At 73.8% G+C, this 22142-nt stretch carries 17 protein-coding genes and 1 pseudogene; 17 read left to right on the forward strand and 1 reads right to left on the reverse strand.

The window, feature by feature from the left end:
- Positions 1 to 161: 161 nt before the first annotated feature.
- The 7 genes from BLU95_RS20200 to BLU95_RS20230 all read left to right on the forward strand — a co-directional run bounded on the left by BLU95_RS20200 (position 162) and on the right by BLU95_RS20230 (position 7778).
- Positions 162 to 1655 carry an efflux RND transporter periplasmic adaptor subunit gene (locus BLU95_RS20200; protein WP_093861263.1) on the forward strand — a complete coding sequence of 498 codons (1494 nt, stop codon included), beginning with the start codon at positions 162 to 164 and terminating at the stop codon, positions 1653 to 1655.
- Entirely contained in the window at positions 1655 to 2530 is an 876-nt protein-coding gene (locus BLU95_RS20205; RefSeq protein WP_093861264.1) for an ABC transporter ATP-binding protein, read from the forward strand. Before BLU95_RS20200 ends, BLU95_RS20205 begins: the two co-directional genes overlap by 1 nt.
- On the forward strand, positions 2527 to 3738 hold the full coding sequence (locus BLU95_RS20210; protein ID WP_093861265.1) for an ABC transporter permease: 1212 nt from the start codon (positions 2527 to 2529) through the stop codon (positions 3736 to 3738). The genes BLU95_RS20205 and BLU95_RS20210 overlap by 4 nt, the downstream gene beginning before the upstream one ends.
- Before the next feature lie 16 nt (positions 3739 to 3754).
- A complete protein-coding gene (locus tag BLU95_RS20215) occupies positions 3755 to 4408 on the forward strand; it encodes a hypothetical protein (RefSeq protein ID WP_197698605.1) in 654 nt (217 codons plus the stop codon).
- A 322-nt stretch (positions 4409 to 4730) separates the two neighbouring features.
- Positions 4731 to 5486, forward strand: coding sequence for a response regulator transcription factor (locus tag BLU95_RS20220; RefSeq protein ID WP_093861266.1), 756 nt, complete (start codon positions 4731 to 4733; stop codon positions 5484 to 5486).
- A gap of 40 nt (positions 5487 to 5526) precedes the next feature.
- Positions 5527 to 7098, forward strand: coding sequence for a sensor histidine kinase (locus BLU95_RS20225; RefSeq protein WP_093861267.1), 1572 nt, complete (start codon positions 5527 to 5529; stop codon positions 7096 to 7098).
- 95 nt (positions 7099 to 7193) lie between these two features.
- Positions 7194 to 7778: a Uma2 family endonuclease gene (locus tag BLU95_RS20230; protein WP_093861268.1), complete on the forward strand. Its 585-nt coding sequence runs from the start codon at positions 7194 to 7196 to the stop codon at positions 7776 to 7778.
- Here the strand turns inward: BLU95_RS20230 and BLU95_RS20235 are convergent.
- Positions 7756 to 8439 carry a helix-turn-helix domain-containing protein gene (locus tag BLU95_RS20235; RefSeq protein WP_093861269.1) on the reverse strand — a complete coding sequence of 228 codons (684 nt, stop codon included), beginning with the start codon at positions 8437 to 8439 and terminating at the stop codon, positions 7756 to 7758. The genes BLU95_RS20230 and BLU95_RS20235 overlap by 23 nt on opposite strands.
- Before the next feature lie 57 nt (positions 8440 to 8496).
- Between BLU95_RS20235 and BLU95_RS20240 the strand changes: the two genes are divergently transcribed.
- The 10 genes and pseudogenes from BLU95_RS20240 to BLU95_RS20280 all read left to right on the forward strand — a co-directional run bounded on the left by BLU95_RS20240 (position 8497) and on the right by BLU95_RS20280 (position 22129).
- Positions 8497 to 9444 (forward strand): oxidoreductase, encoded by a 948-nt coding sequence (locus BLU95_RS20240; protein WP_093861270.1) that lies wholly within the window; start codon positions 8497 to 8499, stop codon positions 9442 to 9444.
- A gap of 206 nt (positions 9445 to 9650) precedes the next feature.
- Positions 9651 to 10262, forward strand: a pseudogene (locus BLU95_RS44200) (oxygenase MpaB family protein); the annotation flags it as partial.
- Positions 10263 to 10459: 197 nt separating this feature from the next.
- Positions 10460 to 10957, forward strand: coding sequence for an EF-hand domain-containing protein (locus BLU95_RS44205; RefSeq protein ID WP_231977694.1), 498 nt, complete (start codon positions 10460 to 10462; stop codon positions 10955 to 10957).
- A 450-nt stretch (positions 10958 to 11407) separates the two neighbouring features.
- The gene (locus BLU95_RS20250; protein WP_093861271.1) at positions 11408 to 12958 is read left to right on the forward strand and encodes a cytochrome ubiquinol oxidase subunit I; all 1551 of its coding nucleotides are present in this window, start codon (positions 11408 to 11410) and stop codon (positions 12956 to 12958) included.
- A 31-nt stretch (positions 12959 to 12989) separates the two neighbouring features.
- Positions 12990 to 14015 carry a cytochrome d ubiquinol oxidase subunit II gene (gene cydB / locus BLU95_RS20255; RefSeq protein ID WP_093861272.1) on the forward strand — a complete coding sequence of 342 codons (1026 nt, stop codon included), beginning with the start codon at positions 12990 to 12992 and terminating at the stop codon, positions 14013 to 14015.
- Between the two features lie 4 nt (positions 14016 to 14019).
- A complete protein-coding gene (cydD, locus tag BLU95_RS20260; protein WP_093861273.1) occupies positions 14020 to 17541 on the forward strand; it encodes a thiol reductant ABC exporter subunit CydD in 3522 nt (1173 codons plus the stop codon).
- Positions 17542 to 17643: 102 nt separating this feature from the next.
- Complete coding sequence (locus BLU95_RS20265; protein ID WP_231977695.1) at positions 17644 to 19596, forward strand: sensor histidine kinase; 1953 nt, start codon at positions 17644 to 17646, stop codon at positions 19594 to 19596.
- Positions 19597 to 19871: 275 nt separating this feature from the next.
- Positions 19872 to 20294, forward strand: coding sequence for a DUF1508 domain-containing protein (locus BLU95_RS20270; RefSeq protein ID WP_093861274.1), 423 nt, complete (start codon positions 19872 to 19874; stop codon positions 20292 to 20294).
- Positions 20284 to 20691 (forward strand): hypothetical protein, encoded by a 408-nt coding sequence (locus BLU95_RS20275; RefSeq protein WP_093861275.1) that lies wholly within the window; start codon positions 20284 to 20286, stop codon positions 20689 to 20691. The genes BLU95_RS20270 and BLU95_RS20275 overlap by 11 nt, the downstream gene beginning before the upstream one ends.
- 376 nt (positions 20692 to 21067) lie before the next feature.
- Positions 21068 to 22129: a substrate-binding domain-containing protein gene (locus BLU95_RS20280; RefSeq protein ID WP_093861276.1), complete on the forward strand. Its 1062-nt coding sequence runs from the start codon at positions 21068 to 21070 to the stop codon at positions 22127 to 22129.
- Positions 22130 to 22142: the final 13 nt, after the last annotated feature.

Below are 22142 nucleotides of genomic sequence, written 5' to 3' on the forward strand. Positions count from 1 at the left end.
TTTTCTGGGAGACGGCTGGGAGAACGGTCAACGGATCGTCGGGAACCGGCCAAGCCGGCCCCGGTGGCGGGCGGAGCGCGGCAAATGCCCGGTTCGGCCGGTCAGCCTTCTCCCAGTCGGTGCCCAGGACGGTGCAAGAGCGCCCCGGGAAGCTGTCCGCCATGAAGGTGTTCCCGCGACGGCGAGGTGCCGTCCTCGTCAACTCCGCGCTCGGCGTGGCCCTGCTCGGCGCCGCCGCCCTGGCGTACACCGTGCTGGACGACGGCTCCGGCACCACGGCCGCCAAGGCCCCCGTCCGGACGGCGACCGTGACCAAGGGCACGGTCCTGGCCACGGTGTCCGGAACCGGCACCCTGGCCTCGCCCACCGACGCCGCCCAGGACTTCACCACCGGTGGGCGGCTGACCGCGGTCAAGGTCGCCGTCGGCGACCAGGTGACCAAGGGGCAGGTGCTCGCCACCGTCGACACCACGGCCGCCCAGCAGCAGGTGGACGCCGCGCAGGCGGCGCTCAACACCGCCTCGGTCAATCTGACCAAGGCCAGGGCGGGCGTCACCACGACGACCGTCCAGCAGCTGCCGGCCAAGGCCAACGGCTCGTCGGGCACTTCCGGCGGGAACGGCACGTCCGGCGGGAACGGCACGGGCGCCACAGGCGGTTCGGGCAGCCGGGGGGCGGGCGGGAGCAGCGCGTCCGCCCCCTCGGCCGACCCGTCCGGGCAGACCGCCCCGTCCGCGCAGGCCACCGTCCCGGCGGCGCCGGCCGCCGTCCCCGAGCCGCAGACCACCACCATCTCCACCACCAAGGTGGACGAGGCGGCGGTCGCCCAGGCCGAGCAGCAGCTCGCCACCGCGCAGACCAACCTCTCCAACGCCCAGACGGCGCTGGCCGGCACCACCCTCACCGCCTCGGTGGACGGCACGGTCGCCTCGGTGGCGGGCAAGGCGGGCGACACGGTCGGCGCGACCGGCGGCGCCTCCTCCAGCGGCGGCACCAAGTCGACCGGGAGCTCCGCCACCGCTCCCAGCGGCTTCATCGTGCTGACCAATCCGACCGGCATGCAGGTCACCGCGAACTTCTCCGAGCTGGACTCGCTCAAGCTCAAGAAGGGCGAGGCGGCCACCGTCACCCTGAACGCGCAGTCCGACAGCAGGTTCAACGCCTCGGTGCTGTCGGTCAGCCCGCTGCCGGTGAGCGGTTCCGGCGGCGGTGCGGCCGCCGTGCAGTACTCGGCGACGCTCCAGATCTCGGGCGACACCAGCAAGCTGCGGACCGGCCTCAGCGCGACCGTCTCGGTGGTCACCGGCGAGGCGGACAACGCGCTCTCGCTGCCCACCTCGGCGCTGTCCGGCACCGGCTCGAGCCGTACCGCGACCCTGGTCCACCAGGACGGCAGCACCGACCGGGTGACCGTCGAGGTCGGCGTCGAGGGCGACACCACGGTCCAGGTGCTGACCGGGCTGAACGAGGGCGACAAGGTCGAACTGGCCTCCACCAGCGGGTCCAACGGCTTCCCCAACGGCTCCTTCCCGGGCGCCAACGGCGGCCAGGGCGGCCGCAACGGCGGCGGCGCGGGCGTCGGCGCGGGGGTGGCCGGGGTCGGCGGTGGAGGAGCCGCGGGCGGCGCGGGCGCCGGCCGGGGCGGTGGCCGCTGATGGCCCGCCGACTCCTTCCCGCCCGTCCGGGCACCGGCCACCACCGTCCGGGCACCGATCCCGCCCGTACGGGCAGCGGTCCGGTCCGTCCGGCCGGCCCGGGGACGGCGCCGCCCGTGATCCGGATCCGCCGCCTCACCAAGTCCTACGGCCACGGCGACGCCACCGTGCACGCGCTGCGCGGCCCGGACGACCCCGCCACCGGCGCCCCGCTGGGCGTGGACCTGGACATCGAGCAGGGCGACTACGTCGCCGTGATGGGCAGTTCCGGATCCGGCAAGTCCACGCTGATGAACATCCTCGGCTGCCTCGACGTCCCGACCGCCGGCCGCTACCTGCTGGACGGCATCGACGTCGGCCACCTGGACGAGCGGCAGCTCGCCCTGGTGCGCAACCGCAAGATCGGCTTCGTCTTCCAGTCCTTCAACCTGGTCCCGCGCACGACCGCGCTCGCCCAGGTGGAGCTGCCGCTCGCCTACGCGGGCGTGCGGGCCGCCGAACGCCGCCGGCGGGCGCTCGCCGCGCTCTCCCTGGTCGGCCTGGCCGAGCGGTCCGGGCACCGGCCCAACGAGCTCTCCGGCGGTCAGCAGCAGCGCGTCGCGGTGGCCCGGGCCCTGGTCACCGCACCCGCGATGCTGCTCGCCGACGAGCCCACCGGCAATCTGGACAGCCGCTCCACCGAGGAGGTGCTCGGGCTGATCGACGGCCTCAACGCCACCGGCCGCACGGTCGTGCTGATCACCCACGAGGACGAGGTCGCCCGGCACGCCAAGCGGGTGCTGCGACTGGTGGACGGCATGATCGTCTCGGACGTCCGGCAGGCCCCGGTGGACGGGCCCCCGCCCGCATCGCACCGGGCGGGGGTGCCCGCGTGATCCTCTGGCAGACCCTCCGTTTCGCGGCCGGCGGCCTGGTCGCCAACAAGGTCCGCTCCGCGCTCACCATGCTGGGGGTGCTGATCGGCGTCGCCTCGGTGATCCTGCTGCTGGCGGTCGGCAACGGCTCCTCGGTCGCGGTCAAGGAGTCGATCACCTCGCTCGGCACCAACTCGCTCACCGTCACCTCCGGCTCCTCCTTCGGCGGCGCGCGCTCCGCGAGCAGCGCCAAGAAGCTGACCGTCGCCGACGCCAAGGCGCTGGCCACCGAGGCGGACCCGCACGCCGTCCGCTCGGTGGCGCCGGTGGTGACCGCCAGTGGCACCGCGCTGAACGGGGACATCTCCTACAGCCCCGGCTCGATCGTCGGCACCTACCCGGCGTACTTCGAGACCGCCAACCAGAAGGTCGAGCACGGCGAGTACTTCACCCAGGACGACGTGCTGGCCTCCCGCAAGGTGGCGGTGCTCGGGGCGACCACCGCCAAGCAGCTGTTCGCCACCGCCGACCCGGTGGGGAAGCCGATCGTCGTCGGCGGCACCCCGTTCACCGTGGTCGGCGTGCTCAAGGCCAAGGGCGGCGGCGGCTTCACCGACCCGGACGACGTGCTGATCGCGCCGCTGCCGACCGTGCAGAACGCCTTCACCGGCTTCGGCTCGGTCAACCAGATCATGGTGCAGGCGGCCTCCGCCGACAGCACGGCGCAGGCCCAGTCCGAGATCACCCGGATCCTGCTCGGCACCCACGCGATCGCCGACCCGAGCAGGGCGGACTTCCGGATCAGCAGCCAGACCTCGCTGCTCAGCGCCCGGGAGTCGACCACGAAGACCTTCACGGTGCTGCTCGGCGCCGTGGCCGCGATCTCGCTGCTGGTCGGCGGGATCGGCATCACCAACATCATGCTGGTCACCGTCACCGAGCGGACCAGGGAGATCGGCATCCGCAAGGCCCTCGGCGCCCCCCGCGGCGTCATCCTCGGGCAGTTCCTCACCGAGGCCACCCTGCTGTCGGTGGTGGGCGCCGGACTCGGCGTGCTGGCCGGGATCGCCGGCTCGCACTTCCGGATCGTCGGCATCGAACCGGTGGTGATCCCCGAGTCGGTGCTCGGCGCCTTCGGGATCGCCGTCGCCATCGGCCTGTTCTTCGGCAGCTACCCCGCCAACCGGGCCGCCTCGCTGCGCCCGATCGACGCCCTCCGGCACGAGTGACCAAGGACCGCGGACCATGAGCAACGAGATCGAGCCGTCCACCCCCGCCGAGCAGGTCGTCCTGCTCTCGACCGCGCCGGACGGCAGGGACGTCACCGCCGAGCTGGCCGCCCCGCCGCGGCGCCGGCTGCCCTGGGTGCCGCTGGTGCTGTCCGCCGCGGTGATCGCCACGGCGGCCTTCGCCGGCGGCGTCTGGTACCAGCGCGACCGGGCCCCGGAGCGGACGTCCGGCCGGACGGTCGCCGCGGGCGGCGGCGCACAGCAGCCGCGGCCGGGGGCGACCGGTGCCGGCCAGAACGGCAACCGCCGCAACGGGCAGGGCAGCCAGGGCGGGCAGGGCGGGGGCCAGGGCGCCGGCGGCGGCCAGGGCGGTTTCACCCGGGGCACGGTCAAGGCCGTGGACGGCACGACCGTCTACCTGACCGACGCCAACGGCAACACCGTCAAGGTCACCACCGGGGACTCCACCAAGGTGCAGCTCAACAAGGAGGGGAAGGTCGGCGACCTCCAGCCCGGCCAGAGCGTCACCGTGGTGGGCACCCCGAGCGACGGGGGCTACGCGGCGACCCAGCTGGTCGAGGGCGGCGCCGCCGGTGGCTTCGGGGGAGGCGCGGGCGGCTTCGGCGGCGGCCCCGGCGGCGGCGCCACCCGGAACCCGTCCGGCGGCTGACCGGCCGCCGGACGCCCGCGCGGCCCGGCCCGACCTCCTCCGGGGGCCGGGCCGCGCATCCCCCGCGTCCCCCGGATCCTGCCGCGTCCCGCCGCGTCGCGCCGCGTCCCGTTGCGGGCCCGTGCCGGAACGACGTCGGGGCGGTACCCGCACCATCGGGGCCCCACCTGGGGTCCGTCCGTCCAAAACCGCCCGATAAGGTGTTAATCCAACATTCATCGATGGCCCTTGGCCTCCCCGAGTTAGCCTCGAGCTGAACGCCATCGTCCGACCGGGAGGCGGAACCCCCGTGCAAGGCACTGTGTCGACAGGAACTTCGGCGGTGAACAACGGCGGCCAGGGGGAGGCCTACCTGCTCGTCGTCGACGACGAACCGAACATCCGCGAGCTGCTGTCCGCCTCGCTCCGCTTCTCCGGCTTCCGGGTGGCCTCCGCCGCGAGCGGCGCCGAGGCGCTGGAACTGATCGCCGTCGACCGCCCCGACCTGGTCGTCCTGGACGTGATGCTCCCCGACCTCGACGGCTTCACCGTCGTCGAGCGGCTCCGGGAGCAGACCAGCCGCGGCCTCATCGCCGGCCCCGGCCACGGCCACCCCGGCGACCACCTGCCGGTGCTCTTCCTCACCGCCAAGGACGGCGTCGGGGACAAGGTCCAGGGCCTCGCCGCGGGCGCCGACGACTACGTCACCAAGCCGTTCAGCCTCGAGGAGCTGATCGCCCGGATCCGCGCCATCCTGCGCCGCTCCGGCGGACCGGCCGAGGATGGCCGGCTGATCGTCGCCGACCTCGTGCTCGACCCGGTCGCCCACGAGGTCACCCGCGGCGGCGTGGTGGTCGCGCTCTCCCCGACCGAGTTCAAGCTGCTGCACTACCTGATGGCCAACGTCGGCCGGGTGGTCTCCAAGGCACAGATCCTCGACCACGTCTGGGCCTACGACTTCGGCGGCGACCTCTCCATCGTCGAGTCCTACATCTCCTACCTGCGCCGCAAGCTCGACTCCGGGCCCAGCCACGGGCCCAAGCTGATCCACACCGTGCGCGGCATCGGCTACGCCCTGCGCCGCCCCCCGCAGAGCTGACCCCGCCCCCACCGAGCCGACCCCGGACCCCGCCGCCCCGATGCCCCTCCCGCTCCCCCGCCGCGCCTCCGCGCGCCCCTCCGCCCAGCCGCCCGGCCGCCGCCTCGGCCGCCCCCTCGGCCGGCTGTCGCTGCGCGCCCGGCTGCTGGTGCTCGTGCTCGCGCTGGTCACCACCGGCCTGGTGGTCAGCGACACCGTGGTCCTCGGCACCGTCCGCCACCAGCTGGTCCAGCGGCTCGACGAGCAGCTGCAACGCTTCGGCGAGCCGCTGGCCCGCCGCGCGCCGACCCGCAACAGCTGGGCCGAGCCCAAGCAGCAGCAGCCCGCGGTCAGCGGCAAGCGGGCCGCCCCGTACCTGGCGGCGCTGCCCAGCCAGTACCTGGTCCAGTACCTGTCCGCCGACGGCCGGGTGCAGTTCGTGGTGCGCCAGCCGATGTCGGAGAACGACCCGGCGCCGCAGCTGGACGGCTTCGACCCGGCCGCCGTCGGCGCCGACACCCCCGTCGACCTGCCCGACCGGCGCGGACGGGGCAGCTGGCGGGCGATCGTGCTGCCGGTCCAGCGGCCCAACGTCCCGACCAGCGTCTTCGCGGCGCCCGCGTCCAGCGCCGCCTACGTGATGGTCGCCGTCTCCCGCGAGGACATCGACGCCACCGTCAACCGGCTGCGCACCGCCTTCCTGGCGATCGGCGGCGCCGTCCTCGTGGTGATCGCGGCCCTCGGCTTCTTCGCCGTCCGCACCGGGCTGCGGCCGTTGCGCCGGATCGAGGAGGGCGCCCAGCGGATCGCCGCCGGCGAGCTCTCGCACCGGATGCCCGTGCTCCCGGCGAACACCGAGGTCGGCCGGCTCTCCATCGCCCTGAACGGCATGCTGGCGCAGATCGAGGCCGCCTTCGCCGCCCGGGCGGAGTCCGAGGGCCGGATGCGGCGCTTCGTCGCCGACGCCTCGCACGAACTGCGCACCCCGCTGGCCGGCATCCGCGGCTTCGCCGAGCTGTACCGGATGGGCGCCCTGCCCGCCGAGGCCGACGTCAGCCGCACCATGGACCGGATCGAGAACGAGGCGATCCGGATGGGCACCCTGGTCGAGGACCTGCTGGTGCTCGCCCGGCTGGACGAGGAGCGCCCGCTCGACCTCGCGCCGATGGACCTGCGCACCCTCGCCGCGGACGCCCTGCACGACCTCACCGCCCTCGACCCGAGCCGCCCGGTCGCCCTCACCGGCCCGGCCGGCAGCGGCCCGCCCGGCCCGGCGCCCGTGCTCGGCGACGAGGCCCGGCTCCGCCAGGTGGTCACCAACCTGGTCGGCAACGCGGTCAAGCACACCCCGCCCGGCACCCCGGTCCGGATCGGGGTGGGCCACGAGGCCGGCCTCTGCCTGCTGGAGGTCGCCGACTCCGGACCCGGCCTCACCGCCGACCAGGCCGCGCTGGTGTTCCACCGCTTCTACCGCGTCGACGCCTCCCGCAGCCGCCACGACCAGCGCGGCGGCGCCGGCCTCGGCCTCGCCATCGCCACCGCCCTCACCCACGCCCACGGCGGCGCGCTCACCCTCCACACCGCCCCCGGCACCGGCGCCACCTTCCGCCTGGAACTCCCCCACCAGCGCTGAAACCGCCCGATCGGGTGAAGCTGCTTCGTTCACCCCGCTCGACCGTCGTCCCGGTGGGACCGTACGGCGGTGATCTCCTTCAAGGGTGGGACGTGATGGACACCGATCGGCGACTGTGGGACGCCTGGGCCTCTCTGGAGGTACCCGAGCACTTCCGTACGGAGATCAAGGACGGAGTCCTCATGGTGTCCCACGTCGGCGGCCCTCGGCACCGAAGGATCGGTACGAGGCTCCTCGACGCACTGGCCGAGCACCTCGACGGCAGTGGCTGGTGGCCGGCCGACGCGGGCCACGTTCTCCACGGGCACGAGGTGTCCGCACCCGATGTCCTCGTGGTGCCCGAGGACATCGACGCGATCGCCGGCCCGGAGGATCTCGGGGTGCCGGCCTCGGGCGTGGCCCTGGTGGTCGAGACGGTCTCGCCGGACAGCGAGCACCGCCATCGTGACCTCGTGGACAAGCCCCGCGCCTACGCCACCGCCGGCATCCCCGTCTACGTGATCATCGACGACTACGACTACGGTGGCGGCGCCGTCACCGTCCTCTCCGGGCCCGACCCCGAACGCGGCGCCTACGCCCGCTCGGAGCGCACCCCCTACGGCGAGGACGCGGTGATCCCGGAGGGGCCCGCGAAGGGCTTCGCGATCGGGCCCGGCATCACCGGGGAACGGCGGGGCTGACCTCCTCCTCCGCGAGCAGGCCCCGGGCGAGCAGGCCGGCCTGGAAGCGGGAGGCGGCGCCGAGGGTGGTCATCAGGTCGGCGACGCCGCGGCGGTAGGTGCGCAGCGAGACGCCGAGCAGGCGGGCGCCGGTCTCGTCGGTGTGGCCGGCGGCGAGGGCGCGCAGGATCCGCCGGGAGCGGTCGTCCAGCGGGGGCGGCGGGGCGGCGCAGTCGGCGAGGTCGGTGGCGGTCTCCCAGGTGGCGCGGAACAGCGAGCGCACGCCGTCGACGACGTCCGGCGCCTGCACCACGGTGTACGCGCGCACGCCCCGCACCGGTGCGCCCGCCAGGATCGCGGTGCGCCGGTCGATGACGATCGCCTCCCGGGCGATCGGCCCGTCGGAGATCCGGATCTCGATGCCGGAGGCGGCGATCCGCCGCAGCCGCCGCAGCGACTCGGGGTCGGCGAGCGCCCGGCGGCTGTACATCTTGCGCATGGTGAGGCCGGGGACGACGTGCGGCCGCTTGCCTTCGCGGAAGGCCGCGTTGACGCCCGCGGAGAAGGTCATCAGATCGGTGGCGGCGACCAGGAACTCCTCGCGGGAGGCGACGAAGAGGTGCCCGGCCCGCTGGACGAGCTCCTGCTCGCCGTGCAGGGTGATGATCCGATCGGTGGTCATGGCAGCAAACTGCCAGATCGGTCGGGGCCGCCGCGAGCCGGGCCGAGGCTTGGGGCCATGACGACGACTCCCGCACCCTCCGCGAACGCCGCCTCCTCCGCCGACACCGCCCCGTCCGCGAACGACGCCGCCCCGGCGAGCGCCGCCGGCACCTTCCTCCTCGGCGGCGACCTGCCGGTGTCCCGGATGGGCTTCGGCGCGATGAAGCTGCCCTCCCGCGACTGGCAGGGGCCTGCCTGCGACCCCGAGCAGAGCGTCCGGGTGCTGCGCCGGGCCGTCGAGCTGGGCGTGGACCACATCGACACCGCCTGGTTCTACTTCTTCCGGGAGGTCTCCGCCCACGGCCTGATCCGGCGGGCCCTGCACCCCTACCGGGACGGACTCGTGATCGCCACCAAGGTCGGCCCGGGCCGCGACCCGCAGGGCCGCTGGCTGGAGCCGGCCGACCGGGAGGCGCTGCGGGCCGCCGTCCACCGCGATCTGCGCGAGCTGGGGGTGGACCGGCTGGACGTGGTCCACCTGCGCCGGATGCCGAGTCAGTCCTCGATCGCCGAGCCCTTCGCCGCGCTGGCGGAGCTGCGCGAGGAGGGCCTGATCCGGCACCTGGGCGTCAGCAACGTGAACGCGGCCCAGCTCGCCGAGGCCGAGGCGATCGCGCCGGTGGTGACGGTGCAGAACAAGTTCAGCGTGCTGGACCGCACGCCGGAGCAGGACCGGCTGCTGGCGGACTGCACGGAGCGGGGCATCGCCTTCGTCCCGTTCTACCCGCTGGGCGGCTCCGGGGTGCCGGAGCACCCGGCCCTGCGCCGGGTCGCCGAGCGGCACGGCGCCACCCGGGCCCAGGTGATGGTGGCCTGGCTGCTGGCGCTCTCGCCGTCGGTGCTGGCGATCCCGGGCACCTCCTCGCCGGCGCACCTGGAGGAGAACGTCGCCGCCGCCGCGCTGCGGCTGGACGCCGAGGACCTCGCGGACCTGGAGAAGCTGACGGTCTCCGAAAATGTCTGACGGTGCCTGACAGATGAGGCTGTAGGACTGTCCGATGAATCCTGCTCCTGGTTTCCCCGTCGGCCGGCCGGGAAGAGCCCCGGCCGTACCCGAAGGTTCCCCAACTCCCAGGAGCAGTCCGGATGGCAGCGTCAGCAGCGGGCTCCGGGGGGACCTTCGGGCGGGACCTCTCGGAGTGGCGGATCGTGCTGGTCGCCTGGCGGCTGATGGTGCTGCAGGCCGCCCACCCGGTGGTCGGGGCAGGGACGGCCGAGCACTCCACCTACCGGGGCCGCCCCTGGCGCCGGATCGAGCACACCATGGCCAGCGGCCGGCGGCTGTTCCAGGCCGACGAGGAGCAGCTGTGGCGGGAGGTCCAGCGGCTCGACCGGGCGCACCGGCGGATCGTCGGCGCCGCCGAGGACGGGTGCGGCTACGACGCCCGGGACCCGGACGCCCGGGCCTGGGTGCTGCTCACGCTCTTCGAGAGCGTCGTCGCGATGCGGGAGCTGAGCGGCGATCCGTACACGGCGGAGGAACTGGAGTCCTCGTACCGGGAGTTCGCCGGGATCGCGACGGTGTTCGGACTGTCCTCGGGGGAGCTGCCCGCCACCGCGGCCGAGCTGCGCGGCCGGTTGCGCCGGGCGGTGGCCGAGCAGCTGGAGTTCACCGCGACGGCGCGCCGTCTGCTGTACGACCTGCTGAGCGAGGTGCCGTGCCCGCGCCGGCTGCGCTTCCTCGGGCCGGCCGGCTGGCGGGCGGTGCGCGCGGTGGCCGGCGGGCTGGCCGCCGAACTGACCGTGGCGGACCTTCCGGCGGTCTTCCGCGAGCGCTTCGGCCTGGTGCCCACCCGGCGCGGACGGCTGCTCTCGCTGCTGCTGCACCGCGGCGCCCGGGTGCTGGTCACCGGGCTGCCGGACCGCCACCGCTACCGGGCGCCGGGGCGGGCTCCCCGTCCCGGCCCCGGCGGCCCGCGCGGCGGGACACCGGGCGGCAGGACACCAGGCCGCCCCGGCTGGACCGGTTCTTCCGGGAGGTGCTGGACCGGACCGGGGACGGCCACCTCACCGCCCACGACTTCCGGGCGATGGCGCACGACGTGTGCCGGCAGCTGGAGCTCTCCGAGGAGGGGGAGGCCCGGGTGTACGACGCCTTCGAGCGCTGGTGGGAGGAGCTGCGGGCGGGCATGGACACCGACGGCGACGGCCGGGTGGCCCGGGCCGAGTACGTCGCCGCCACGCTGGCCGGCTGCGACCGCGACCCGGCGTACCTCGAGCGCGGGCTGCTGCCCGCGCTCCGGGCGGTGTTCGATGCGGCCGACGCGGACGGGGACGGCCTGCTGGACTTCGCCGAGTACCGGGTGCTGTTCGGCGGACGGCGCGTCCACCCGGCCGAACTCGCGCACGGGTTCCGGAAGTTGGACACCGACGGGGACGGGGTGATCACCTCGGCGGAGTTCCTGCGCGGCTTCGTGGACTACTTCACCGCCCGGGCCCCCTCGGCCCCGGGCACCCAGCTGCTCGGCCGGGCCTGAGAGCTGCCGGGCCCCGACGGCTGCCGGCCCCGACGGCTGCCGGACGTGACGGCCCTCGGCCCCGACCGCTGCCGCCGAGCACGACGCCGACCACGCCCGGCACCCCGGCCAGCCGGCCGGCCATCGCTTCGATGATCGCGTGCACGGTGAACATGCCTTTCTGTCAGGGCAGTAGCTGTCAATGCTACGTACCGTCCAGATTTCCCGCCTCACCTTCCCGGCTGCTCGTTGTGGCCCGGCGGCCCGCTTCGCAGACTGTGCGCACGGCATCGCCGCCGGTAGAACCCCACCCCGCCCGCTCCTTCCGCGTAAGGGTGGTGGATACTGAGCTTGTGAACGTGTTCACGTTCACAAGCGGGCAAGCATGCACATCTGGGCAGCAGCCCCCGGCTATAGATGAAGTTTGTCCGAAATGTGACCTCGATCGAGGTCGGTTGGAGAGAGGGCGACGTGGAACTGGCAATCGCTCACGAAACCATCGCGCGATGGCAATTCGGCATCACCACCGTCTACCACTTCCTCTTCGTACCGCTCACCATCAGCCTCGCCGCGATCGTGGCGGGACTCGAGACCGCGTGGGTGCGGACGGACAAGGAGAAGTACTTCCACGCCACGAAGTTCTGGGGGAAGCTCTTCCTGATCAACATCGCGATGGGCGTGGTCACCGGCATCGTGCAGGAGTTCCAGTTCGGCATGAACTGGTCCGACTACTCCCGCTTCGTCGGTGACGTCTTCGGCGCCCCGCTCGCGATGGAGGCGCTGATCGCCTTCTTCTTCGAGTCGACCTTCATCGGCCTGTGGATCTTCGGCTGGGACAAGCTGCCGCGGAAGCTGCACTGCGCCTGCATGTGGATGGTCGCGCTCGGCACCGTGCTCTCGGCCTACTTCATCCTGGCGGCCAACTCCTGGATGCAGCACCCGGTCGGCTACACGATCGACCCGGCCACCGGCAAGGCCCAGCTGACCGACATCGCCAAGGTGCTGTTCCAGGACACCACCGTCACCGTCGTCCTGCACACCCTGACCGCGGCCTTCCTCACCGGCGCAGCGTTCATGGTCGGCATCGCCTCCTTCCACCTCTGGAAGGCCAAGCGCAAGCCGGAGAGCCCCGCCGCCGCCCCGGAGAAGGTCGCCGTGATGCGGACCTCGCTGCGGCTCGGTCTGGTGCTCGCGGTGGTCTTCGGCCTGGGCACCGCGCTCAGCGGCGACTCGCTCGCCAAGGTCATGTTCCGTCAGCAGCCGATGAAGATGGCCGCCGCCGAGGCGCTCTGGGACACCAAGGCGCCGGCGCCGTTCTCGGTCTTCGCGGTCGGCGACGTCGGCAAGGGCCACAACTCGGTGGAACTGGAGATCCCCGGGATACTGTCCTTCCTCGCCAACAGCGACTTCAGCTCCTCCGTCCCCGGCATCAACGACACCGCCGAGGCCGAGGCCGCCAAGTACGGCGGCGACCCCAAGGACTACATCCCGAGCATCTTCGTCACCTACTGGGGCTTCCGCCTCATGATCGGCTTCGGGATGACCTCCTTCGTGGCCGGGGCGATCGGGCTCTGGACCACCAGGAAGAAGCGCTTCCTCCACCCGGAGTTCCGCACCGGCGACACCGAGGTGCCCAGGCTGATGCTCACCCCGAAGCGGGAGCTGGGGCCCTTCCTCACCAAGTGGAGCTGGCGGATCGGGATCCTCACCATGGGCTTCCCGCTGATCGCCAACAGCTTCGGCTGGATCTTCACCGAGATGGGCCGGCAGCCCTGGGCGGTGTTCGGGCTGATGACCACCGCCAGTGCCGTCTCGCCCAACGTGGGCATCGGCACCCAGATCGGAGCACTGGCGACCTTCACCACGCTGTACGCGATCCTCGCCGTCGTCGAGGTGAAGCTGCTGGTCAAGTACGCCAAGGCCGGCCCGGTCACCGACGAGCGGCCGCCCACCGAGGACCCGACGCTGCGCGGTCCCGCCTCCGGCGACGACGCCGACAAGCCGCTCGCCTTCGCCTACTGAGGCCACCCAGGATCGATAGGACCGACACACCATGGAACTTCACGACGTCTGGTTCGTCCTGATCGCCGTCCTCTGGATCGGCTACTTCTTCCTGGAGGGCTTCGACTTCGGCATCGGCATCCTCACCAAGCCGCTCGCCCGGAACACCGCCGAGCGCCGGGTGCTGATCAACACCATCGGCCCGGTCTGGGACGGCAACGAGGTCTGGCTGCTGACCGCCGGCGGCGCCACCTTCGCGGCCTTCCCGGACTGGTACGCGACCCTCTTCAGCGGCTTCTACATCCCGCTGCTGCTGATCCTGGTCTGCCTGATCGTGCGCGGCGTCGCCTTCGAGTACCGGGCCAAGCGGCCCGAACCGCGCTGGCAGCGGAACTGGGAGGAGGCGATCTTCTGGACCTCGCTGGTCCCGGCCTTCCTCTGGGGCGTCGCCTTCGCCAACATCGTCCGGGGCGTCGACATCGACGCGCAGAAGAACTACGTCGGCGGCTTCTGGGACCTGCTCAACCCGTACGCGCTGCTCGGCGGCCTGGTGACGCTCAGCCTGTTCACCTTCCACGGCGCGGTGTTCGCCGCGCTCAAGACGGTCGGCGACATCCGCGACCGGGCCCGGGACGCGGCCCTGAAGGCCGGACTGGCGGCCGCGGCGCTGGCGCTGGTCTTCCTGGTCTGGACCCAGGCCGACAACGGCAACGGCCGGAGCCTGGCCGCCCTGGTGATCGCGGTGCTCGCCCTGCTCGGCGCGCTGCTCGCCAACCGGGCCGGCCGCGAGGGCCGGGCCTTCGTCCTCTCCGGGGCGACGATCGTGGCCGCGGTCGCGATGCTCTTCCTCGCGCTCTTCCCCGACGTCATGCCGTCCACCCTGAACCCGGAGTGGAGCCTGACCGTGACCAACGCGGCCTCCTCGCCCTACACGCTCAAGCTGATGACGATCGTGGCCGCCGTGTTCACCCCGCTGGTGCTGCTCTACCAGAGCTGGACGTACTGGGTGTTCCGCAAGCGGATCGGTGTCCAGCACATCCCCGGGCACGATCCGGCCGCCGCGCTCCACCAGGGCTGAGGCCATGAAGCCGGTCGACCCCCGACTCCTCGCCCACGCCCGCACCACCCGGGTCTTCCTCGCCGGATCCGTCCTGCTGGGGACGGTGAACGCGGCCCTGGTGGTGGCCCAGGCGGGCCTGATCGCCGAACTCGTGGTCCGCGGCTTCCAGCAGCGGGCCGGGCTCGGTGAACTCGGCACCCCGCTGGCGCTGCTGGCGCTCACCGCGGTCGGGCGCGGGCTGGTCGGCTGGCTCACCGAACTGGTCGCGCACCGGTCCGTCGCCCGGGTGAAGTCCACCCTGCGGCGCCGGCTGCTCGACCACGCCACCGCGCTCGGCCCGGCCTACCTGGCGGGCCGGCGCACCGGCGAACTCACCGCGCTGGCCACCCGGGGCGTCGACGCGCTCGACGACTACTTCGCCCGCTACCTGCCGCAGCTGGCGCTCGCCGTGGTCGTCCCGGCCACCGTGCTGCTGCGGATCGTCGGTGCCGACGTCACCTCGGCCGCGATCATCGCCGGCACCCTGCCGCTGATCCCGCTGTTCATGGTGCTGATCGGGATGGCCACCCAGGCCCGGATGGACCGTCAGTGGGAGGGGCTGTCCCGGCTCTCGCACCACTTCCTGGACGTGGTCGCCGGGCTGCCCACGCTCAAGGTGTTCGGCCGGGCCCGCGCCCAGGCCGCCACCATCGCCCGGATCACCGCCGACTACCGCCGGGCCACCCTGCGCACCCTGCGGATCGCCTTCGTCTCCTCCTTCGCGCTGGAACTGCTCTCCACCCTCTCGGTCGCCCTGGTCGCCGTCACCGTCGGTTTCCGGCTGGTCGACGGCACCCTCGACCTGGAGACCGGGCTGCTGATCCTGGTCCTCGCCCCCGAGGTCTACTTCCCGATCCGCCAGGTCGGCGCGCTCTACCACTCCAGCGTCGAGGGACTCACCGCCGCCGACCGGATCTTCGAGGTGCTGGAGACCCCGCTGCCGCCGCGCGGCACCGTGCCCGCGCCCGACCTGGCCGGGGCCGCCCTCACCGCCGAGGGCCTCGTGGTGGCCTTCCCCGGCCGCGGCACGCCCGTCCTGGACGGCGCCTCGCTCACCCTCCGCCCCGGCGAGACGGTCGCCCTCACCGGGCCCTCCGGGGCCGGCAAGTCCACCCTGCTCGGCGTCCTGCTCGGCCTCACCGCGCCCACCGCCGGAACGGTCCGGATCACCGCCGCCGACGGGCGGACCCACGACCTGGCCGAGCTGGAGCCGGACAGCTGGCGGCGGCAGATCGCCTGGGTGCCGCAGCACCCGCACCTGTTCGCCGGGACCGTCGCCGACAACCTGACCCTGCACCGGCCCGGAGCCACCGAGCAGCAGCAGCGCGCGGCCCTGCGCTCCGCGCACGCCCTCGACTTCGTCGACCGGCTGCCGCAGGGTCTCGCCACCCGTCTCGGCGAGGACGGCGCCGGGCTCTCCGCCGGACAGCGCCAGCGGCTCGCGCTCGCCCGGGTGCTGCTCGCCGACGACCGCCCGCTGGTCCTGCTCGACGAGCCCACCGCCAACCTGGACGGCGACTCCGAGGCGGCCGTCGTCGACGCCGTCCGGGCACTGGCCGCCGACCCGGCGCGCACGGTGCTGGTGGTCGCGCACCGGCCCGCGCTGCTGGCCGCCGCCGACCGGCGGGTCCGGCTGACCGGCCCGGCCGCTCCTCCCGTCCCGGCCGCCGCCCTCCCCGCCGCATCCGCCGTCCCCGCTGCCGCCGTCCCCGCCGTCCCGGCACCGGCGCCACCCGACCAGGACGCCCCGGCCCCCGCCGCGGGCGCCGTCCGGCCCCGGCTGGCGCTCTCGGTGCTGCTCGGCTCGCTCGCGCTCGGCTGCGCGGTGGCGCTGATGGCCACCTCCGGCTGGCTGATCTCCCGGGCCTCCGAGATGCCGCCCGTGCTCCATCTGATGATGGCCGTCACCGCGGTGCGCGCCTTCGGCATCGGCCGCAGCGTCTTCCGCTACGCCGAGCGGCTGGTCTCGCACGACGCGGTGCTGCGCACCCTCGGCACCCTGCGCGTCGCCGTCCACCGCCGGCTCGCCGTGCTGGCCCCGGCGGCGCTGCCCGCGTTCCGGCGGGGCGACCTGCTCTCCCGGCTGGTCGCCGACGTCGACGCGGTCCAGGACCACTACCTGCGCTGGCGGCTCCCGGCCGCGGTGGCGGCGGTGGTCTCCACCGCCACCGCGCTCGCCGTGGGCGCCTTCCTGCCCGCCGCCGGGCTGGTGCTGGGGCTCGGCCTGCTGCTCGCGGGCCTGGTGGTGCCCGCGCTGACCGCCCGCTGGTCGGCCGGCGCCGAGCGGCGGCAGGCCCCGGCGCGCGGGCGGCTCGCCACCGCCGTCCTGGACGCCTTCAGCGGCACCGCCGAACTCACCGTGGCCGGCGCCCTGCCGGGACGGCTGGCCGCCGTCCGCGCGGCCGACGCCACGCTGACCGGGCTGGCCGCCCGCTCGGCCGCCACCGCGGCGCTCGGCACCGGGCTGATCACCCTGCTCACCGGCCTCACGGTGGCCGGCGCCGCGGCGGCGGGGCTGCACGGCGTGGCGTCCGGGGCGCTCGCCCCGGTCTGTCTGGCCGTGGTCGTGCTGACCCCGCTGGCGGCCTTCGAGGCGGTCACCGGGATGCCCGCCGCCGTCCAGGCCCGCCGGCGCGGCCTGGCCGCCTCGGAGCGGCTCGCCGAGGTGCTGGACGCGCCGGAGGCCGTGGCCGAACCCGCCGAGCCGGCCGCGCTGCCCGGGCAGCCGCTGCCGATCACGGTCCGCGGCCTGACCGCCCGGTACCCCGGCCGGAGCGTGGACGCGCTGAGCGGCGTCGACCTCGACCTCGCCCCCGGCCGGCGGATCGCCGTGGTCGGCCCGTCCGGTTCCGGCAAGACCACGCTCGCGCACACGCTGCTCCGCTTCCTGGACCAGCGCGCGGGCGCCGTCGTCCTCGCCGCCGGCCGTCCACAGGCTGTGGACAGCCGCGCGCTGGCGGGGGAGGACGTCCGCCGGGTGGTCGGGCTCTGCGCGCAGGACGCCCACGTCTTCGACAGCTCGCTCCGGGAGAACCTGCGTCTCGCCCGGCCCGGTGCCGACGAGGAGGAGCTGCGGGCCGCGCTCGCCGCCGCCCGGCTGCTGGACTTCACCGACTCACTGCCGGACGGCCTGGACACCATGGTCGGCGAGCACGGCGCCCGGCTCTCCGGCGGGCAGCGGCAGCGGCTGGCGCTGGCCCGGGCACTGCTCGCGGACTTCCCGGTGCTCGTCCTGGACGAGCCGGCCGAGCACCTCGACCTGCCCACCGCCGACGCGCTCACCGCCGATCTGCTCGCCGCCACCGCCGGGCGCAGCACCGTCCTGATCACCCACCGGCTGGCCGGACTGGACGACGGCACGGTGGACGAGGTGCTGGTCCTGGAGGCGGGCCGGGTGGTCGAGCGGGGCGGCTGGTCGGAACTGCTGGCCCGGCCGGAGGGTCGGCTGCGCGCCCTGCACGACCGGGAGCGGGAGGCGGAGGGCCTGCCGCTGGCGGTCGGGTAGCCCCGGGGCCGGGTGTCCTGGCCCCGGGCGGAGGGGAGTCGCCGGCCCTCGTCCGTCGCGTCGCTACTTCTGACGAAAACCGTACAAACTACGCTCATCGTCATGGACCCCACGCCAGAGCTGCCCGAGCCCGCCGGGACCGACTCGCCCACCCCGTCCGCCGCGTCCGCCGCGTCCGGCGAGGCCGCCGCGTCCGGCGAGGCCGCCGGGCCGGTGGCGGCCGGGCCGGTGGCGGCCGGTGGGTCGGCCGGGGTGCCCTCCGCCCCCGGCGACCCGGAGGCGGACCAGGTGCCCCACCGCGTCCCCGAGATCGCCTCGCTGGGCCTGGACACCCTGGTCACCGAGGTGGCCGAACGGCTGCAGTCCGCCGCCGCCGTCACCGACCGGATGCAGCGGCTGCTGGAGGCGGTCGTCTCGGTCGGCGCGGGTCTGGACCTGCACGCCACCCTGCACCGGATCGCCACCGGCGCCGCCGAGCTCGTCGACGCCCGCTACGCCGCCCTCGGGGTGATCGCCCCCAACGGGCACGGGCTCTCCGACTTCATCCATGTCGGAGTGGACGACGCGGTGGCGGCCCGGATCGGCGAGCTGCCGGTCGGCCGGGGCATCCTCGGGGCGCTGATCGACCGCCCCGAGCCGCTGCGGCTCGGCGAGCTCGGCGCCGATCCCCGCTCGTACGGCTTCCCCCCGCACCACCCGGAGATGAGGACCTTCCTCGGCGAGCCGATCAGGATCCGCGACGAGGTGTTCGGCAATCTCTACCTGACCGAGAAGAAGGGCGGCGGCGCCTTCACCCCCGAGGACGAGCAGGTGGTGCACGCGCTGGCCGCCGCGGCCGGGGTCGCGATCGAGAACTCCCGCCTCTACGAGGAGGGCCGGCGCCGGGAGCGGTGGATCGCCGGGGCGGCCGCCGTCACCACGGCGCTGCTCTCCAGGGACGAGGCGGAGATCGCCCTCACCGTCGCCGCCGAGCAGGTCAGGGAGCTGGCGGACGCCGCGCTGGGCATGATCCTGCTGCCGGTGGCCGACGAGGACGCCGGCACCGTGCGGATGCGGGTCGCGCACGCCTCCGGGGAGGCGGCCGAGTTCGTGCGCGGCGAACTGCTGCCGCCGGACAGCTTCGCCGCCCGGCTGCTCGACGGCGAGAGCGTCCACCTGGACGACATGTCCACCGACCCGACCGTGGTGATCCGGCTCGCCCGCAGCTTCGGCCCGTCGCTGGCCGTGCCGATGGTCGCCGCCCGCCGGGTGCTCGGCGGGCTGTGCGTCTGGCGTCCGCGGGGCGCGATGCCGTTCACCGACGGGGAGAAGCAGCTGGCCGAGACCTTCGCCTCGCAGGCCGCGCTCGCACTGCGGCTCGCCGAGGGCCAGCGCGACCAGCAGCGGCTCGCGGTCTTCCAGGACCGCGACCGGATCGCCCGCGACCTGCACGACCTGGTCATCCAGCGGCTGTTCGCCACCGGGATGATGCTGGAGGGCGCCGCCCGGCGGGCCATCGTCCCCGAGGTGAAGGTCCGCATCGGCGAGGCCGTCGACGAACTGGACGCCACCATCCAGGAGGTCCGCACCACCATCTACGCGCTCCAGCACGACGACCACGGCGACGCGCCGGACACCCTGCGGACCCGGGTGCTGCGCGAGTGCAGCCAGACTGCTGCGGCGCTCGGCTTCAAGCCCTCGGTCTCCTTCGTCGGCCCGGTGGAGAGCCTGGTCGGCGAGAAGACCGGTCGTCAACTGCTCGCGGCGCTGCGGGAGATGCTCTCCAACGCGGCCCGGCACGCCCGGGCCTCCCGGGTCGGCGTCGAGGTCGACTCGACCGTGCACCTGGACGACGACGGCCGGCCCGTCGGCGGCGACCCGGAGTCGCTCGACCGGGGCGGGCGCCCCGGGGTCCTGCTGACCGTCACCGACGACGGGGTCGGCATCCCGGAGGGCGGGCGGCGCAGCGGCCTGCGCAATCTGACCCGGCGGGCCGAGGCGCTGGGCGGGGACGCCTGGCACGAGCCGGGGCCGTACGGCCGGGGTACCAGGGTGCGCTGGACGGCGCGTCTCTGAGTGTCCGTCGGGCGGCCGGGCGACGCACCGTCGGCGGGGCCGGCCGGGCGTCGGAATGGTCGGGGCGACTCGGGACATTCTCGAACGGTTGGTGAACGACGCGCAGCGCCGGCGGGAGTGCTTGGCGCGCGGAAGGTGTGCAGTCGGTGAAAGTTTAACGAGAGAGAACTTCCCGGCCAACGGAGAAAGTTGTGCATTTCGTGGCCTTCCGGCGCTCTCGTGTGCACACATAGCTTTACTCCCGTCTCGGAGAGAAACCGGACCGTGGGGGAGCAGTGGACGCGTCTGGCCGCGGTCACACCGCAGCAGGGGCAGGTCGAGGGGGATTCCGGGCCGAACGGGCGCCGGACGGACGGTACCGCTGGCAACTGAAGGCGCCGAACGGGCGCGTTGTCGCGGTGACCGCGGCCGGGTACGAGACGGCTGCGGAGGCGGAGCGCGGCTTCGACGGCTTACGGGTCGTCGCGGACGGGCTCACCGCCCGGATCACGCACGTCCGGGACGGCATCGGGTGGGTCTGGGTGGTCCCGGGCACCCGCAACCTCCCGGAGGTGCGGTCGAGCCGTGCCTACGAGCGGTACGCGACCTGTCAGAACGCCTTCCGGCGCTTCGTGGTGCTGCTGGCGAAACAGCCGGCCCTCGAACGTCCCGAACCGATGGAGCGGGGGCCGTCGTTGAGAACGTCCGATGTCCACTGAGCGACGCGGGCCGCGCCTGCTCTCCGTCCCGGTCGGCGACCGTTCGCTGTCCTGGGCGCTGCGAGCGGCGAACGGCAGACAGCTCGGCGTGGGCGTGCGCACCTATCGCAACGAGCAGGAACTCACCGACGCCGTCCGTGAGTTGATCATCGAGCGGACGGCACTGCGGTGCACCGTCGGCCAGTCCGAGGCCCGGCTCTGGGTCTGGACGGCCTACCTGCCGGTCCGCACCACCCGTCCGGGTGCCGCCGAGGCGGCCGGGCCGGTGGCCCGCAGCGCCCGGGGCTACCTCCGGCGCGACCAGTGCCAGGCCGGCGTGACCGGATTCCTGTCCGGGCTCCAGCGCCTGGGCCAGGAGTCGCGGCGCCCCGGCCGGGAGGACACCTGGCCGTTCTGACGGCCCGTCCGCAGTTCCGCAGCCGCCTTCGGGCGGCTGTTCGTGCTGGCCCCGCACAGGGGCCGGCTTCCCCCTCTTCCGGTGAAGCCCAGGTATCCGGCAACCCCCCGAGTCGCCACCTGGAGAAGAACGTCACCGGCCTCCCACCTGCGACTTTCCCACCCTCCGCGGCCGCGCTGACCTGTCGCTAAACCTCTCCGAACCGAGAAATCGACAATCGCCGGCGGCCGGGCTCGGCCCTTCCGACGGAACCGGGCCGACCGACAGGATCGGCACTGCCGGAGCGGCCACCGCGGACGTGGCCACCGGCCCCGGTCACTGACCACCAGTACCCGGGCACAGCGATGTACTGCTCTCCCACCGGAGGAAGAGGAACATGCGCAAGACCGCTGCCAAGCTGCTCGCCGCCGCCGCCATCGCCACCTCGGTCGCCACCGTCGCCGCCGGCACCGCCGTCGCCGACCCGTCGACCCTGCCCACCCTGCCGGTCGCGCAGGACATCGTGGGTGTCGGCTCGGACACCACCCAGGCCGTCCTGAACCAGTTCTCGACCGACTACAACGCGTTCCTGGGCGCCAGCAGCACCCTCCCGCGTCTGTACAGCTGGGACGCGACGGGCACCTCGCCGATCGTCACCAAGACCGGCGCCCAGACCAGCCCGGCGTTCGCCCGCCCGAACGGTTCGAGCGCCGGCATCAAGGCGCTGGAGAACAGCACCGACGCCACGGTGAACTTCGCCCGCTCCTCCCGCGCCCCGCAGGCCACCGACCAGCCCTCCGACCTGTTCGTCGCGTTCGCCAAGGACGCGGTCTCGGTCGCCACCACCACCACGGGCAGCAACGCTCCGACCAACCTGTCCAAGGCCGACCTGATCAACATCTACAACTGCACCTACACCAACTGGAACCAGATCCCGGGCTACACGGGCGCGGGCGGCACCATCAAGCCCTTCCTCCCGCAGGTCGGCTCCGGCACCCGCTCCTTCTTCCTGGGGACCCTCGGCCTGGCCAACGGTGGCGCCTGCGTCCTGGTCAACCCGCTCGTCCAGGAGAACCAGGGTACCGACCCGGTCCTGAACGACCCGAACGCGATCGTTCCCTACTCCGCTGCCCACTACATCGGCCAGGTCTACAACGGCCACAGCAGCGGCTCTGACGCTGCGGGCAACCTGACCATCCGTTCGATCGACGGCATCTCCCCGATCGACGCCACCAACGGCCTGGCGAAGGCCTTCGCCGACACCTCGTTCGGCCGCGTTGTCTACAACGTGGTCCGCGCGACGGCCTGGACCGCCACCGACACCCAGGGCACCGCGCTGCGCGCGATCTTCGGCACCAACGGGTGGATCTGCAAGAACGCCACCGCCGCCGCCGACATCAAGAGCTACGGCTTCCGCGCCCTGCCGGCCGGCGCCTGCGGCAGCACCATCCACTCCTGATCGCACCCCTGTA

This window comes from Streptomyces sp. TLI_053 (assembly GCF_900105395.1).
Taxonomy (GTDB): Bacteria; Actinomycetota; Actinomycetes; order Streptomycetales; family Streptomycetaceae; genus Kitasatospora.